Origin of the sequence: Finegoldia magna ATCC 29328 (assembly GCF_000010185.1) — a bacterium.
GTDB classification, from domain to species: domain Bacteria; phylum Bacillota; class Clostridia; order Tissierellales; family Peptoniphilaceae; genus Finegoldia; species Finegoldia magna_H.
The window spans coordinates 1428771-1445380 of the sequence record NC_010376.1; the positions used below are offsets into that span (position 1 = coordinate 1428771).

The following is a 16610-nucleotide window of genomic DNA, read 5'->3' on the forward strand; positions in this document are numbered from 1 at the left end:
TATTTGTTTTGCTTATGGATATATAATACACGCTCAAAAATCTTTTGTCAAGCTTTTTTTGAAATTATTTTGAAAAAATTTTTACAAACTTTGTTTTTTCTATTTAAAGTACGGATTTTTGCGTAAATTATCCAATAATTTATCGTAAGTTGTCCAACCCAATCCAAGATCGGAATATTTTGCGTAAGGATTATCTATACTGTAATGTCCATCGCAAAAACCCTTGTTAACCAAAATAGGTTCACGAACTTTTGAGTATCCAGTGTACAATTGGTTTTTGCCACGTTCTACTTCTGGCAGTATCTCCATGATAAGTTTTGGTCTATTTTGAAATCCGTAGTCTTTTGCGTTTTTATGAGAAATCGTAGAGTGAGTAAAATCCAAGAAATACATCTTGCCATTTAATCTTGCTCTGTCGATTGAATGATTCCTGTACGGATTGGATACTTTGTCCAACACATCGTCTGGCATTGAATCCACCCACCAAATTTCAGAATAAATTCCGCAATTATTTAACACATCATTTGCAAGTTCACTGAATGAATTACAAGTTCCCTCTTTGTTTAAAAGCAAATCGCAACCAAATGTAGATGAAAGTTGTGGATCGTATCTGTAATCGTCAATCAAAACTTTCGCCAAATTTTTCACCGTTTCAAAATCATCCTCGGCTTTTACTTTTTTCGTTAACTCGTTTAACTTGTCAATGTATTTGTAAGTGAATTCCAAGCTATAAGGCTTATCTCTGAAATCTTCATTTAAAACTGATTTTAATTTCATGGAAAAAATCGGCTTACCAATAGAAGAATCCTTCACAAATTTCATATCGCCAACTACCAAATTATCTTCGGCAGTTTTCTTATCGTTCTTGTCGTATTCACTCATGAAATTTTCGACTTGTGATTTGTCATTTCCCAAGAATACAAGCTCTTGTTTGCCACGAGTTTCGTGTAATTTTTTGATAACTTTGATTAATTTATCCTTTGAATCCACATACTCATCGTAATTTATCGATGGATCAATTTCACTTGGCTTTTTGCCATTCAAATCGTCTTTTGGTTGAACTTTTTCTACAGGAGCTTTTGTTTCAACTTTTTCTTGTTTTTTGTTGCAACCCGTTACACCTAAAATAAGTGCAAAGCTCAACATTATTGATAATAATTTTTTCATAAAAATTATGCGCTGCAGCTATCGCAGTCCTCCACTTCTAATGATTTACTTCTAACATAATAGATGGATTTGATTCCTTTTTCCCATGCTCTGACGTAGATGTTTAATATTGTTCTCATCGTGTAATCAGTCGTGATGTAGATGTTGACGGATTGACCTTGGTCGATGTGACGTTGTCTGATACTTGTAGCATCTACAGTTATATTTTGGTCCAATTCGTGTGCATTTTCATACAACCAGAATGTTTGTGGACTAAGTCCTGGCGCAACACGTGGAACAATCGTGCCTTTCTTTTCTTCAAGGAAGTATCTGCTCATTACTGGATCCACTGCTGCAGTTGTCCCTGCGATTATAGATGTAGAACCAGTTGGTGCAACTGCCATCAAATATCCATTTCTCATTCCATTTTTCTTAATATCGTGATACAATTCATTCCATTTTTCAGAATTATAATCTCTTAATTTGAAATACTCTCCATTTTCCCAATCAGAACCTTCAAAATATTCGTAAGATCCTTTTTCTTTGGCGATTTTATTGCTTGCTTTTATCGCGTAGTAATTGATTTTTTCGTACAATTTATCTGCAAATTCCAAATGTTTTTCAACATCTGAATACATAATATTATTTTTTACTAAACAGTGATGATATCCACTCGTTCCAAGTCCAATTGGACGGTATTTTTTGTTAGTGTACTTTGCGTATTCCAATGGATAGAAGTTCAAATCAATAACATTATCGAGTCCTCTTACAGCCGTTTCCACAACTTCTTCTAATTCTTCATCATTGTTCACGTCGATATTTCCCAAAACAAGAGATGCAAGATTACACACAACAAAATCTCCCGGTTTTGTTTTCGTAACGATAATATCGTCTCCGTCTTCTGTTTCTATATTTTCACTTATAGAATGAATTTCGCTCATATTTTGCATAATTTCTGTACACAAATTAGATGAATAAATCATTCCCTTGTGTTTATTTGGATTCATTCTATTTACAGTATCACGGTTGAATGTGAATGGAGTTCCAGTTTCTGTCCATGATTTTATGATAAGTCTTACCAAATCTTTAACTTTAATGCTACGTCTGGAAATACTTTCGTCAAGCACACATTCGTTGTATCTTTTTTCCCATTCGTCCCCGTAATAATCTTCCAAGTTATATCCTTTTTTCACGGAAATTTCGTGTGGATCAAACATATACCAAGTTCCGTCGATATCATCTCGAACCATCTTCCAGAACAAATCAGGATAGCAAACAGAAGGGAACACATCGTGTGCCTTCATTCTATCATCGCCGTTGTTTGTTCTAAGTTGCAAAAATTCCAATATATCCTTGTGCCATACATCCAAATACACCGCAACAGAACCTTGGCGCACTCCCAATTGATCCACTGCAACAGCAGTATCATTTGCAAGTTTTATCCATCTGATTACCCCACCTGCAACACCTTGGAAGCCACGAATGTCAGAACCATTTGCACGAACTTTTCCGAAATACAATCCCATTCCTCCGCCATGCTTAGAAACTTGTGCGAAATTATTAATAGAACGATAAATTCCTTCCAACGTATCAGGAACAGTGTCGATGAAACAACTGGACAATTGATTGAATGGTTTTCTAGCGTTACTCATTGTAGGAGTTGCCACAGTCACTTTTAGTTTGGACAAATTATCGTAAATTTTCTTTGCCCAATGAATTCTATCCTTTTCTTTAAGTGCCAAATGCATCGCAATTCCCATGAACATCTCTTGTGCAGATTCTATAACTCTATTGTCATGAGTCTTAATCAAATATCTTTTGATAATCAAATCCAATGCACTGAAAGTGAATAATTTGTCCCTTTCATCGTCCATGTACTTTTCTAATTCGTCAATATCATCATCCGTGTAAACTTCTCTAATATATGAACCATACAATCCCCTCTCATCCAAAAACTTAATCTTGGATTTGAAATCTTGAAGATCGTATTGGATTTCTAACTTTTTAATATTTTGTTTCAAATTGTAATTCATAAACAAAGATGCAATATATTCCCAATTTGGTGCTTCCTTGCTAACAAGCTCTCCAGAAGCCTTGGACAATAAATTAACCATATCGTATTGTGACAAATTAGGCTTAACAAACGATTCAAACTTCAAATACAAATTCTCGATAGAATATCTAGTAGAATCGTAATGTTCTTGAATGTATCTAATAATTTCAATGACATCATCATCTGTAATGAATTTTTCGAATTCTTCGATAACTTTTCTGTCTGTTGTGTGTTTTGCACGGTACAAAATAAATGATTTTACAACCTTGTATTGACCGTGATCAATCAAAGTTAGTTCCACCAAATCTTGGATCTCTTCCACAGTAACCACGTGATTTTTTGGATACTTGTTCACAATAGTATTTTCAATTTGTTGTGCCATACTTTCAAGTTCATTTTGCTCTGCGTAAATTCCCACCGAAGCATAAGCTTTTTTCATGGCTAATTCTATCTTCGATCTGTCAAAATCGACAATATTGCCATCTCTCTTTTTTATTTCCATTATTACTCCCTTTATCGCGTATATAGTGGATTATGAAAATCCAACTACAATTTATAGTATAATTTCCTATTAAATATTACCACAAATCGATCGGAAATAACACTGAAAATATATAATAAAATATTTTCAAAAATCTAAAAATATATAATTTTAATAGAACGTTCACATCATTTTACAACAGAAATACTACTCTTACCCAGCTTTAAAATCGGCAAATCATCAACTAATTTTTTCTTCTTTTCGCACAAAATAATGTAGTTTATTTTTTTCTCATCAAACATTTCAGTTAGTTTTTTTAAATTTTTCTTGGAAAAAATTTTTGTGTAATTATTGTAATTTTTTATAATTGCAAAACGACTGTCAGAAAGCATAACCTTCGCATAAAAAAGTTTGATGATAGTATCTTCATCACACTCTCTTAACTTATTATCCAAATCCACATTTAGACTTTCATTCAAAATCTCGATTTTTCTGTAAATTGTCACAGGGCTCATCTTCGTCGAACGTAACACCAAAGACAAATTATCGTAAACATTCAAATGCTCATACAACATAAACTCGTCCACAACGTAAAATCCTCGATACTTCGAAATAACATTGTTTACAAGCTCATCATCTATCAACATCTTTCCATCTGCGTATTTTACATTCATTAACACCGCTATGAATTTGTCCAAAGTTATTTTATTTGAAAAAATCTGACAATTTTGTGTGATTTCTCCATTTAAACTTTCAAAATAATTAGTACTATAATTCTCAAATACAATATTCATAACTACCTTCTAACCCTAATCTTAGTGATAATATCCCAGCACAAATTAATAATCGAAAATATCGCCACAATTATAAATCCAATCACATAATAATAATTGCTGTCCAATCTTCTAATATAAAATACCAAAACATCCATGGCATTCTCATTATAAATATCAATCATGTGATCAAAATACACACCCGTAAAACAAAACATCACATAAAACGCAATGAAATTCAACAAAATCGTAATCAAATTAATCTTATTAGAATAAATCGGAAACACTACCCACCTGTAATATTCAAATTTATTCATATCGTCATTGTGCATCAAATAGTTGATATTATTAGAGAAAAATCCAATCTTTTGCATCGAATACACATTGAAAGCTGTAATTGCCCCGATAAGTAGCCAAAAAGTCAACCAGAAAATAAGCATCAAACTTTGATCGTGAAGTACGTATTGGTCAAACACTCCAAATATCTTCGTAAATAAGAAATCATTTGGAAATATCAACAACACAAATAATGATAAGATTGACAATACACACATCAAAAGATTCAATTCCTTGTCTACTCTGGAAAAAATTCTCCACACAATTAAAGAAAAAATCTCCGCAATTGAAAACACCATCACACTAAGTAAAGCACATGCAATGACTATCTTCACATCAAAGTGCGTGTAAAATCTGTCGTAATTTTTCAGAACAAAAGTCAAATCCTCTCCTATAATAGTTGAGATAACTACGAAAATATTGAAAGCACCAATAATACCGCACAATATCCAGTAAATAAGCTTCGTATTATCAACAAAAAATCCTCTGATTTTTAACTTAATATTAATAATCGACTCCCTGAAATTATTAGGTCTTATTCCTTTATTAATATTCCTCACGATTTTCTTGTAATTTATTATATTGATAATCTCCAAAACCACAAGCACCGCAATTACAAATTCATCCACCTTATCAATCTTAAAGTCTCCGATAAGAACGAAAACACCAACCAAGAAAATTCCAATCATAATCAGAAACTTGTAAAGTTGGTTGAATTGAAGCTGCCCAACACCTGGAATGAGATACATCAATTTAAATCTCGTATCGTAATCTTTGGGATTGACCTTCATGTTTTTTCTCAAATCGTACAAATCACGACTGAGTTTCTTCACCTCAGTGTTGATTTTCTTCTTGTATACTTGCTTCAAACTTCTTTTAACACTATTCAAATACACTCGATCTTTGGAATACTCACTAATAATAAACTCTCTCTTATTTTTTGATTTAAGATGAGCTCTTTTACTTTTTTTGTCGATATCTCTCGAATTATCCATGGAGAACTTGTAACTCTCTGCGATTTTTTTCAAATAAAATCTAAAATTAAAACCTCTTTCAATATCTCCAGAATTTTTAATAGAATCATCCAAAAACTTCATATCATTTTCCATGTCTTGAAAAATTCGAATAATTTCATCGCATCTTTCTTCAACAAGCTTATTCTTAGTGTATATGTAATTGTATTGAGAAGATAAACTTTTGTATTCATCATAAAAATCAATCTTGGATTGAGCGATGAACTTTTCCACAAGAACCTTATTCAGAAGATTGTCATTGTGATGAGGAAGGCTGTGCCTAAATCTAATGACAGAATTATCCAATTCTTTGAGGAAATTTATCTCTTTAGTTTTGATTAATTCTACATTTTCGTTCATATCGAACTCCTAAAATTTTAAAAACTTTTGATATATTTTTACTTATTTAATATGTAGCTTTTATGCAAATTATTTTATTGTGATATTTCGTTTACATATTTTTATCACTTTGAACTATTACATTGTTAATTAATAAAAATATTCCTTTACAAATTGAATAAAATATATTATTATATTCGTGGAGGAATATGATGTTATACATATTAATAAATGTTGGAGCAGTTGCCCTTGCAGCTTTATTAGGAAGATTATTAAAATCTTTCCTGCCTAAAAAATTAATAAAAAGCATAATGGACGTTGTAGCTGTTTGTATATTAATCATGGGAATACAAGGAAGCGTCAAGACAAATAATTTTATTTTTATGTTGATTTCACTTGTTATCGGTGCTATAATAGGTAACGGTCTTGATTTGGACAAGAAATTAGCTCACCTTGTAGAATACCTACAAAACAAAGTTCCAGCATCGTCTGGCTCGTCTATGAGAGGCGCCATTGCATTAATAATGCTACAAAACATTGGATCATTGGCAATACTTGCTCCATTAAATTTGGGACTAAGTGGATCAGCCGACATAATGCAATTCAAAATAATATTAGATGTAATCACAACATTTTTGTTCTCAGCAACATACGGATTTGCAGTTGCACTTTCCGGAGTTGTCGGACTTGTGATGAACAGCCTAATATTTTTATTATCAACATCGCTAAGCAAAGTCTTAGTACCAGAAGTAATTGAAAACATCTCAGTAGTTGGATCACTATTGATAGTTCTCCTTGGTATAGATATGCTAGAAATCAAAAAATTCAAAATCATGGATTACATTCCAGCACTATTTATTCCAGTATTTTGGTTCATAATCAAACAATTACTTCACATCTAAATTAGTTAACAAGTTAGAGGGGAAAACTCTCATGCCTTCAAAATTTTCCAGAGTTGGCTCCCCTTACTCCTTTCTTATATGCGCATGATTAAATCATGTGTTTTTTTTATTATACCTCATTTTGAGAAATTTCAAACAAAATCAATTTTTTCCAAAAATTTTTTAATTTTTTTCAAAAAAACTTCAAAAAAGTGTTTAAAAATGTTTTCAGTGGGTATATATATACTACAATAAAAGATATCTAAATTGTAAAGCACAACTGTTACTTTAGTTTATTGATTCCGATGAAAAGGATATATAAACAAAAATCGCAGGAATACTACCAGTTTTATTTGAAGACAAATAAAACCAGAACATTTTTAACACTTAAACTTAAACATTAAAATTTTATCCTAAATATCGAAAACTTTAGTTAATTAAAGATTTAAAGATTGATTCGTTATATCTTGAAAAGCAAGTTTATCTGATAGATTAATATAAAGGAGTGGATAAGGAAATGATCGAACCAAAATCTCAGTTTAAGTACAGTGTGCTTGGAAAATAAGAGTTGTTTCAGAAGAAGGAAAATGACTCTTATTTTTTTGTGTCCATTTTTCTCATCACCTCACGGTGATAGCCTTGCAAGTTGCTATGATGTTCGTCGTAAACTACTCCCTAAGTGGACTTTCACAACAGACTGTCGGCATGCCTGTTATACTAAAAAAAGAGTCAGTGTTTTATATTCACCCTAACTCATATTTTGTACAATCTCCAACGAAGACTATCTATTTTCTATTTTCATATCCTATAGAGAAAAATAGAATTGATATAGCTACTAATGTTATTGATAGAGGCAACGCCTTAGCAGCTAATACTATAGGATTATAATTACCAAATACGCATTCTTTTATTATATACATGGTGATTAATGCAAAACTTACTCCCAAACAGCATTTACAAATATAAACAATGTTTATCTTCTTTAACATTTTACTTACCTTCCTTTCGATTTATTCATATAAATTACTAAACCTGTCTATTGAAAAGTAATTAGTCTCCGTTTTTATACCTCTGAGGATTATTATAGTTCATAAATTTCACCCCACATTTACACAATGTAATCATATAATTGTTAACACCTATTATGGTCATGACACTTATATGTTTCTCCTCCGTCCAAGTCGAAAACCTGATACATACAAACTCCTAAAGCATTTTCTATATAGTTAGCAGTTTTAATACTCGGAATTGTTTTCCTGGTTTCTATTTTGATTATACTCGTCCTTGATATTCCAACCTTTTTACCTAGTCTATGCTAAGATTAACCTAAATGTTTTCTATATTCCTCGATTCTATTTCTCATTATTTTGCATTCTTCCTTTGGTTAATTTAAGTTTACCATAATTATTTTTATTTGTCTCTAAATTAATGTTGAATGACTGTTTTGTCGGTTACACCTGATAAGGTTCCTCCCTTGAATCTCACAGCGATTTTCTTTTTATCATTTTCTATAAGGCTTTCTAAGATTGCTCCTCTTGTTATTAGCCTATGAGTTATTTCTTTTCTTCTTTTTATTATGTATTGTTTTAATATCTTCTTTTCTTGATTTTTTAGTTGCCTTAATCTTTCTTCAGTATCTTCTATTTTATCTTTTATTTCTTTTGACTCTTGTCTTAGTTGTTCTAATTTTTTCATATAAAACTCATTTCTTGTAATAAAAAAAGACGATGAAGATATACTCCCCGTCTTTAGGTTGTTCTTGACTTAAATATTAAATTTAATTTTTTGTATTCGCCTTTAAAACACATACTAAAATCTCTACTATTTATTATTCAGTAAATCTCTTATTGGTAAGGCTATATTCTTAAATAAATCTTTTTTACTTATTCTGCTATCTGGATGGTATGTTCTAACTATAATCTTATTTTTATAAATTAAATAGCTAAAATAATCAGTACACAGTTTATAAATTGATATTTGCAACAAACTTGCCAACTAAATACCCAAACTTATATAAAAGAAACATAAGTATAAGAATACCTACTATTTTATAATATGTAGGATAAGAATCCATTAATTTTCTTAAAAATTTCATAAAAAAGTCGCCTCCAATCTATAACGGTTTATTTTTTGATCCTTAGTATCTTAATATCCATTATATACTCCTAGACCAAAAAGTTCAATACAACCGACAACTGCACATCCTACCAAAATGATCCAACATCAACTTGTATTAAGTCTTGTTCATTTACCTTTTCTGTGCATAAAAAAAGAAGCCTTATTCAGACTTCTTTTTGAGTTTAACAATATCATTGTTGTATAAAATTTGTATGAATTGGGATAGTCTCTCGTATAGAGGTTCTACCTCATCTCCGTATTTTTCTTTTAATTTATTCCCAATCTCTATAATGTTGGCTTTTCCGTCAATCATCCTGAAAACATCACTGCCATAACCTTCAAGCTTGATGTTGGATTCTTTTGGAGTGAAGAACATCTTTTGAGCAATCTTATCAAAAATATGATTGTGCTTCTTTTTCAAATACACAAGATCATTTTTCTCATAAAACTCTATCTTGTCATTGACCTCAGGAATAAATTCTAGGAAATTTTTATTTCTTTTCATTAGTACTTACATTCTTAATACAAGTTTTAACTAAAACTGCTAATAACAATATGAATACTATGATTGATCCAATTGTACCAATGTTGAATTTTGAAGATAAATCAAGAACATCTGCTAATGTCTTGTCGCCAATTTTAATTATAGCAAATGCAGCAAGTAAAATACCTACAACACCTTCACCTGCGATAAATCCAGATGTAAACAATACACCATTTTCTGCTTGTTCTTTTCTAAGTTCTTCATTTTTAACTTTTCTCTTGTCAATAAATAATCTAATCAAACCACCAGTCATTATTGCAGAAGAAGTGTTAATTGGTAAATACAAACCAACTGCGAATGGCAATACTGGAATTCCTAAAATTTCAACAACAACAGCGATGAATGCTCCTGCGAAAACTAATCCCCAAGGAAGCGATCCACCCATTACACCTTCGATTATAAGTTTCATCAACATTCCTTGTGGTGCAGGAAGTTCTTCTGAACCATATCCCCAAGATGAATCTAATAACCATAAGATAGCACCGATTACAAGTGCAGATACTCCAACACCGATTAATTCACCAATTTGTTGTTTATATGGAGTAGCTCCAACCAAGAAACCAGTCTTTAAGTCTTGTGAAGTATCCCCTGAAATAGCAGCGATAACACAAATTACAGTACCGATTGAAATTGCCATCATCATACCATCGTGACCAGTATTTCCCATAGCTTTGATTAATATTGAAGTTATCAATAAAGCAGCGATAGTCATACCAGAGACTGGGTTGTTAGAAGATCCAATAAGACCAACCAAACGTGATGATACTGTTGCAAAGAAGAAACCAAATATAACGATAATTATTGAGCCAATAGGTCCAACTGGAATAATTGGTAAAACAGCCATTACAACTGCGATAGCTAGAATAGCTATTCCTATGAATTTCATGCTCAAATCTTTTTCAGTACGAAGAACTGAATCTGTACCCAAACCTTGAGCCTTGTAGTCTTTCATTGCATCTCTGAATGTTCTGATAATAAGTGGCAATGATTTGATTAAAGATATAATACCACCAGTAGCTACAGCACCAGCTCCTATATATCTCAAATAAGTACCCCAAATTTCTTTTACAGTCATTAAAGAAATAGCCTTGTCAGCAGAACCGATGATGTTGTCCCCACCGAATAATTTCATAAGTGGCATAATAACTAGCCAACCTAAAGTTGCACCACTTAGCATATATCCAGAAATCTTAGGACCACAAATATAACCAACACCTACCAAAGATGGAAGTGGGTCGATACCGATACCAGCACCTGAGAAAGATTTAACTGTAATTTCTTTTGACAATGAAGATGGGAATAATTTCAAACCATCAGCAAAGAATTTATATAAAGCAGCCAAACCTAAACCCTTAAATACAAGCTTAGCCTTGGATCCACCTTCTTCACCTGCTAATAAAACTTCTGCACAAGCAGTTCCTTCTGGATATGGAATAACCCCATGTTCCTTAACTATTAAAGCATTTCTCAATGGAACCATGAATAAAACCCCAAGTAAACCACCAATAAGAGTAATAACTCCTATTTCGATTAGTGATGGAGCTGGTTGTTTCCATTCCTTCATCCAAATAAATAATGCAGGCATTGTAAAGATAGCACCAGCAGCAACTGATTCCCCTGCAGATCCTATAGTTTGAACGATGTTATTCTCCAAAATAGAATCCCTCTTGAAAATCAATCTGATAACTCCCATTGAAATAACCGCAGCAGGAATTGATGCAGATACTGTCAAGCCAACTCTAAGACCTAAATATGCATTAGCTCCACCAAATACAATTGCCATAATAATACCAAAAATAATAGAAAACGGTGTAAGCTCTGGCAAAACCTTATCGGCCGAAATAAAAGGCTTAAAGTCATTATTGTTACTCATAAATATACCCTCCTTTTTATATATATTATATACGTTGATTATTATACCATAATTAAGTCAATTTTTCCAATGATAATAATTATTATAAACTGTCACTAATGACAACAATTTTTGTAAAAAATCGTTATAAAATATTGGAATTTTCTTAAAATAAGAGTATAATAAAAGAGTTGGAATAAATTAATTGGAGGAAAATATGAAAAAGAAATTTTTAACAGTATTATTGGTACTATCAATGGTTGTATTAGCATCATGCTCTAACCAAAAAGGATCAGAATTAGAAAGCAAATTAAAAGAAGTAGAAACAGATAAGAAATTTGCACTCGAAAACCTAAACGATGCTAACAACAAAATTAAAGAATTGAACGCCAAAATTCAAGAACAAGAACAAGGTTACAGCTCAAAAGTATTAGTAAATGACCTAACAGCACAAATGAGCAACGAACAATTACAAAAAGTATTAGCAAACACAATTGCATACAAATTAACAGCTGATGATCAAGAATTAGAAAAAGAAACTGCACTTGAAGTAGCACAAATGCCTAAAACATTAAACTTCATCGTACAAATCCCAGAAGATTTGAAATCATCAGAAAAAGCAAAAACAATCTTGAATTTACAAGCACCAAAAATCAATGTAAATGGAAAAGCAGCACAAGTTGAAGAACAAGAAGAACACGACGCAATCAAATATGTAGTAAACCTTGAATCTGCAGGTAAAGAAGCAAAAATCGACTTACCACAAGACATAAACGCAAAATTACAAAGACCAAACCAACAACTTGTAATCAAAGCAAAATAATCAACACATAGCCACTAGATATCTAGTGGCTATCATTTTGTCCTTTTATTTCTCTGTTTTCCCCCAAGTCTAGTGATTTTACTTAATATTTTCTATCTATTTTCCTACGTCCTTTATCCCATTCTAGTAATTATTAAGAACAATTTTCTAACCTTGTCCTGCAATTTTAAACACCTCGAAACCTTCAAGCAAACAATCGAAGCTAAGAATATCATACGGAGAAAATAATCATAAATTCAAGCGAAGGGAACCGTTAAAAAATCGCACTGTTTGAGCGTTAGCGAGTTTGCGATTTTAGGTTCACAAGCTTAGAATTTATTTATTTTCGTAGTCTAGATATTCGTGCAAGATGTTTGCTCTGATTTTTGAGCTTTGTGTGTCTTGCAACTGTAAATCTTGCGAAACCTTCAAGCAAACAATCGAAGCTAAGAATATCATACGGAGAAAATAATCATAAATTCAAGCGAAGGGAACCGTTAAAAAATCGCACTGTTTGAGCGTTAGCGAGTTTGCGATTTTAGGTTCACAAGCTTAGAATTTATTTATTTTCGTAGTCTAGATATTCGTGCGAGATGTTTGCTACGGTTCTGACCCTTGTGCTTCTTGCGACTATTGTCTAGCGAAATCTTTACACCATTTTCTATATTAGTATAGCTAAAAGAACACAAAAAAAGACCTAGCGGACATTGTCATCACTAGATCTTAATTGTTTGGCGACTACCTACAGCAGACAGTTCCTACGAATCATAGATTCGTGGCAACTGGTTGCATCAGACCTACTACGAAATCATAGATTTCTGTTAGGTCTAGATCTCCCACAAGTGGGCTCGTAGGTCTTCTGGTTAAAATAAAAAAGATCTAACGGATAAATCACGTTAGACCTTAATTGTTTGGCGACTACCTACAGCAGACAGTTCCTACGAATCATAGATTCGTGGCAACTGGTTGCATCAGACCTACTACGAAATCATAGATTTCTGTTAGGTCTAGATCTCCCACAAGTGGGCTCGTAGGTCTTCTGGTTAAAATAAAAAAGATCTAACGGATAAATCACGTTAGACCTTAATTGTTTGGCGACTACCTACTCTCCCACGACGTTTCCATCGTAGTACCATCGGCGTTAAGAGGCTTAACTTCTGTGTTCGGCATGGGTACAGGTGTATCCCTCTTGCTTTTATCACCATACTTATTCATTTTTCATTTCCAATCAATAACAGTATATATTTCCAGTCAAGTTTTCGATTTATTAGTATCAGTTAGCTTTGATATTACTATCTTTACACCTCTGACCTATCTATCTTGTTTTCTTCAAGTAATCTCATAGAAATCTTATCTCGAGGTTGGTTTCGTGCTTAGATGCCTTCAGCACTTATCCTTCCCAGACGTAGCTACCGAGCTGTGCACTTGGCAGTACAACTCGTACACCAGCGGTCTGTCCATCCCGGTCCTCTCGTACTAAGGACAGATCCTCTCAAATTTCTCACGCCCACGGTGGATAGGGACCGAACTGTCTCACGACGTTCTGAACCCAGCTCGCGTGCCTCTTTAATGGGCGAACAGCCCAACCCTTGGAACCTACTCCAGCTCCAGGATGAGACGAGCCGACATCGAGGTGCCAAACCTCCCCGTCGATGTGGACTCTTGGGGGAGATAAGCCTGTTATCCCCGGGGTAGCTTTTATCCGTTGAGCGATGGCCCTTCCACTCGGTACCACCGGATCACTAAGTCCGACTTTCGTCTCTGCTCGACCTGTATGTCTCGCAGTTAAGCTCGCTTTTGCCTTTGTACTCTTTGAATGATTTCCAACCATTCTGAGCGAACCTTTGAACGCCTCCGTTACTTTTTTGGAGGCGACCGCCCCAGTCAAACTGCCCGACTGACAGTGTCCTATTACCAGCTTCATGGTAACTAGTTAGAACTTTAGAATTAAAAGGGTGGTATCCCAACAGTGACTCTGCAAACTCTGGCGAGCTTGCTTCTTCGTCTCCCACCTATCCTGTACATTTAATCCCAAAATTCAATGTCAACCTGCAGTAAAGCTCCACGGGGTCTTTCCGTCCTACCGTGGGTAAGTCGCATCTTCACGACTACTACAATTTCACCGGATCCTTTGTTGAGACAGCGCCCAAATCGTTACACCTTTCGTGCGGGTCGGAACTTACCCGACAAGGAATTTCGCTACCTTAGGACCGTTATAGTTACGGCCGCCGTTTACTGGGGCTTAAGTTCGTTGCTTCGATTGCTCTAACAAGTCCCCTTGACCTTCCAGCACCGGGCAGGTGTCAGCACCTATACTTCATCTTTCGATTTAGCAGATACTTGTGTTTTTGGTAAACAGTCGCTTGGGCCTATTCTCTGCGACCTAATTTCTTAGGCATCCCTTCTCGCTAACTTACGGGATTATTTTGCCGAGTTCCTTAACAAAGGTTCTTCCGCGCGTCTTAGAATTCTCTTCTTGCCTACCTGTGTCGGTTTGCGGTACGGGTACAAGATTATTCGATAGCACCTTTTCTTGGCAGTTTGAATCTGTCGCTTCGCATCTTTCTGCTCCCCATCATAACTTACGTTGACGAATATACGGATTTGCCTGTATATTCTGGCTTGTTATTTGGACGTGCACAACCATTCGCACGCTCGACTTTTCCTTCTGCGTCAGTACTTCTCTCAATCACAATCTTGTAGTACAGGAATTTCTACCTGTTGTCCATCGACTACGCCTTTCGGCCTCGCCTTAGGTCCCGACTTACCCTGAGAGGACGAGCCTTGCTCAGGAATCCTTGGGCTTTCGACGGGGATGATTCTCACATCCCTTTTCGCTACTCATGCCAGCATTCTCACTTGTATATAATCCACAATTGCTTACGCTTTTTGCTTCTTCTCATATACAACGCTCCTCTACCGATAGAAAAGCTATTATGCCAGTTGTATGTTGTTAAGTGTTTTAGAAATTGTATCGTTTAATAGTTTTACGCTTTGTGTTTTCACAAATTTTGTTTTATGTCTTTCTCTCTTACTTTACTAGTTGATATATTTCCTGATCTTAACCATACTTCTCGCATAATTGCTTTTCTATCCCACAGTTTCGGTATCAGATTTAGCCCCGTTCATCTTCGGCGCATTACCACTTGACCAGTGAGCTATTACGCACTCTTTAAATGTATGGCTGCTTCTGAGCCAACATCCTGGTTGTCTGAGTAGTATTACATCCTTTCCCACTTAATCTGTATTTTGGGACCTTAACTGGTGGTCTGGGCTGTTTCCCTTTTGACTATGAAGCTTATCCCTCATGGTCTGACTCCTGTTCATCGATTTTCAGGCATTCGGAGTTTGATAAGTTTCGGTAGAATTACTTCCCCTAGACTATTCAGTGCTCTACCTCCTGTAATCTAAAACAAGGCTAGCCCTAAAGCTATTTCGAGGAGAACCAGCTATATCCGAGTTCGATTGGCTTTTCACCCCTATCCACAGGTCATCCGATAGCTTTTAAACGCTACCCGGTTCGAGCCTCCAGTAAATTTTACTTTACCTTCACTCTGCCCATGGATAGATCACCCGGTTTCGGGTCTACAACACGCAACTTTTGCCCTATTAAGACTCGGTTTCCCTACGACTTCACATCTTAAATGTTTAATCTTGCTACGTATCGTAACTCGCTGGCCCGTTCTACAAAAAGTACGACATTAGAAGTCTTCTTCCTCTGTCTGCTTGTAGGCGCAAGGTTTCAGGTTCTATTTCACTCCCCTCCCGGGGTTCTTTTCACCTTTCCCTCACGGTACTATTCGCTATCGGTCACCAGGTAGTATTTAGCCTTAGGGGGTGGTCCCCCTATCTTCCCACAGAATTTCACGTGCTCCGTGGTACTCTTCTTAAAGTGTCTCTATTCTGATTTCGACTACAAGACTGTTACTTTCTTTGGTTCTTCTTTCCATAAGATTTGTCTATCAGTTTAGTCTTACTTTAATGGGCTGTTCTCTGTTCGCTCGCCGCTACTTGGAGAATCGAGTTTTCTTTCTTTTCTTGTTCCTACTTAGATGTTTCAGTTCAGAACATTCGCTTCCATACGCTATGTATTTACGTATGGATACTAGAGTGTGTCTAGTAGGTTTCCCCATTCGGATTCCCCCGAGTCACTGGATATTTGCTCCTACTCGAGGTTTTCGTTGCTTGTCACGTCCTTCGTCGCCTCCTGGTGCCAAGGCATCCGCCTTGCGCCCTTAGTTTCTTGACCGGAAATATATACTGTTATTCGAT

At 34.7% G+C, this 16610-nt stretch carries 10 protein-coding genes, 2 rRNA genes and 1 pseudogene; 2 read left to right on the forward strand and 11 right to left on the reverse strand.

Features of this window, described 5'->3' with window-relative positions:
* Positions 1-99: 99 nt before the first annotated feature.
* The 4 genes from FMG_RS06905 to FMG_RS06920 all read right to left on the reverse strand — a co-directional run bounded on the left by FMG_RS06905 (position 100) and on the right by FMG_RS06920 (position 6162).
* Positions 100-1167 (reverse strand): hypothetical protein, encoded by a 1068-nt coding sequence (locus FMG_RS06905; RefSeq protein WP_002837102.1) that lies wholly within the window; start codon positions 1165-1167, stop codon positions 100-102.
* Between the two features lie 5 nt (positions 1168-1172).
* Positions 1173-3701: a ribonucleoside-diphosphate reductase subunit alpha gene (locus FMG_RS06910; protein ID WP_012290981.1), complete on the reverse strand. Its 2529-nt coding sequence runs from the start codon at positions 3699-3701 to the stop codon at positions 1173-1175.
* A gap of 167 nt (positions 3702-3868) precedes the next feature.
* Positions 3869-4474, reverse strand: a complete 606-nt coding sequence (locus FMG_RS06915) for an ABC transporter ATP-binding protein (RefSeq protein WP_012290982.1) — start codon at positions 4472-4474, stop codon at positions 3869-3871.
* 2 nt (positions 4475-4476) lie between these two features.
* A complete protein-coding gene (locus FMG_RS06920) occupies positions 4477-6162 on the reverse strand; it encodes a hypothetical protein (protein WP_012290983.1) in 1686 nt (561 codons plus the stop codon).
* A gap of 191 nt (positions 6163-6353) precedes the next feature.
* Here FMG_RS06920 and FMG_RS06925 point away from each other — a divergent pair, with 191 nt between their 5' ends.
* A complete protein-coding gene (locus FMG_RS06925; protein WP_002840074.1) occupies positions 6354-7043 on the forward strand; it encodes a DUF554 domain-containing protein in 690 nt (229 codons plus the stop codon).
* Positions 7044-7807: 764 nt separating this feature from the next.
* Here FMG_RS06925 and FMG_RS09595 read toward each other — a convergent pair.
* The 5 genes and pseudogenes from FMG_RS09595 to FMG_RS06950 all read right to left on the reverse strand — a co-directional run bounded on the left by FMG_RS09595 (position 7808) and on the right by FMG_RS06950 (position 11557).
* Positions 7808-8011 carry a hypothetical protein gene (locus FMG_RS09595; protein ID WP_080503394.1) on the reverse strand — a complete coding sequence of 68 codons (204 nt, stop codon included), beginning with the start codon at positions 8009-8011 and terminating at the stop codon, positions 7808-7810.
* A gap of 143 nt (positions 8012-8154) precedes the next feature.
* A pseudogene (locus tag FMG_RS09865) lies at positions 8155-8319 on the reverse strand (helix-turn-helix transcriptional regulator); the annotation flags it as partial.
* 128 nt (positions 8320-8447) lie between these two features.
* On the reverse strand, positions 8448-8717 hold the full coding sequence (locus FMG_RS06935) for a DUF3847 domain-containing protein (protein ID WP_012290985.1): 270 nt from the start codon (positions 8715-8717) through the stop codon (positions 8448-8450).
* 583 nt (positions 8718-9300) lie between these two features.
* The gene (locus tag FMG_RS06945; protein ID WP_012290986.1) at positions 9301-9645 is read right to left on the reverse strand and encodes a PqqD family protein; all 345 of its coding nucleotides are present in this window, start codon (positions 9643-9645) and stop codon (positions 9301-9303) included.
* Complete coding sequence (locus FMG_RS06950; RefSeq protein WP_012290987.1) at positions 9632-11557, reverse strand: OPT family oligopeptide transporter; 1926 nt, start codon at positions 11555-11557, stop codon at positions 9632-9634. The genes FMG_RS06945 and FMG_RS06950 overlap by 14 nt, the downstream gene beginning before the upstream one ends.
* Before the next feature lie 196 nt (positions 11558-11753).
* Here FMG_RS06950 and FMG_RS06955 point away from each other — a divergent pair, with 196 nt between their 5' ends.
* Positions 11754-12359: a hypothetical protein gene (locus tag FMG_RS06955; protein ID WP_041250614.1), complete on the forward strand. Its 606-nt coding sequence runs from the start codon at positions 11754-11756 to the stop codon at positions 12357-12359.
* A gap of 1068 nt (positions 12360-13427) precedes the next feature.
* Here FMG_RS06955 and rrf read toward each other — a convergent pair.
* Both rrf and FMG_RS06965 read right to left on the reverse strand, forming a co-directional pair.
* A 5S ribosomal RNA gene (rrf, locus tag FMG_RS06960) occupies positions 13428-13544 on the reverse strand.
* A 41-nt stretch (positions 13545-13585) separates the two neighbouring features.
* Positions 13586-16587, reverse strand: a 23S ribosomal RNA gene (locus tag FMG_RS06965).
* Positions 16588-16610 lie beyond the last annotated feature (23 nt).

What these genes read in the sequence shown, in the direction of transcription:
- FMG_RS06915 (WP_012290982.1), bottom strand. Translation starts at nt 4,474, where the DNA reads ATGAATATTGTATTTGAGAATTATAGTACTAATTATTTTGAAAGTTTA.
- FMG_RS06920 (WP_012290983.1), bottom strand. Translation starts at nt 6,162, where the DNA reads ATGAACGAAAATGTAGAATTAATCAAAACTAAAGAGATAAATTTCCTC.
- FMG_RS06950 (WP_012290987.1), bottom strand. Translation starts at nt 11,557, where the DNA reads ATGAGTAACAATAATGACTTTAAGCCTTTTATTTCGGCCGATAAGGTT.
- FMG_RS06935 (WP_012290985.1), bottom strand. Translation starts at nt 8,717, where the DNA reads ATGAAAAAATTAGAACAACTAAGACAAGAGTCAAAAGAAATAAAAGAT.
- FMG_RS06905 (WP_002837102.1), bottom strand. Translation starts at nt 1,167, where the DNA reads ATGAAAAAATTATTATCAATAATGTTGAGCTTTGCACTTATTTTAGGT.
- FMG_RS06925 (WP_002840074.1), top strand. Translation starts at nt 6,354, where the DNA reads ATGTTATACATATTAATAAATGTTGGAGCAGTTGCCCTTGCAGCTTTA.
- FMG_RS09595 (WP_080503394.1), bottom strand. Translation starts at nt 8,011, where the DNA reads ATGTTAAAGAAGATAAACATTGTTTATATTTGTAAATGCTGTTTGGGA.
- FMG_RS06955 (WP_041250614.1), top strand. Translation starts at nt 11,754, where the DNA reads ATGAAAAAGAAATTTTTAACAGTATTATTGGTACTATCAATGGTTGTA.
- FMG_RS06945 (WP_012290986.1), bottom strand. Translation starts at nt 9,645, where the DNA reads ATGAAAAGAAATAAAAATTTCCTAGAATTTATTCCTGAGGTCAATGAC.
- FMG_RS06910 (WP_012290981.1), bottom strand. Translation starts at nt 3,701, where the DNA reads ATGGAAATAAAAAAGAGAGATGGCAATATTGTCGATTTTGACAGATCG.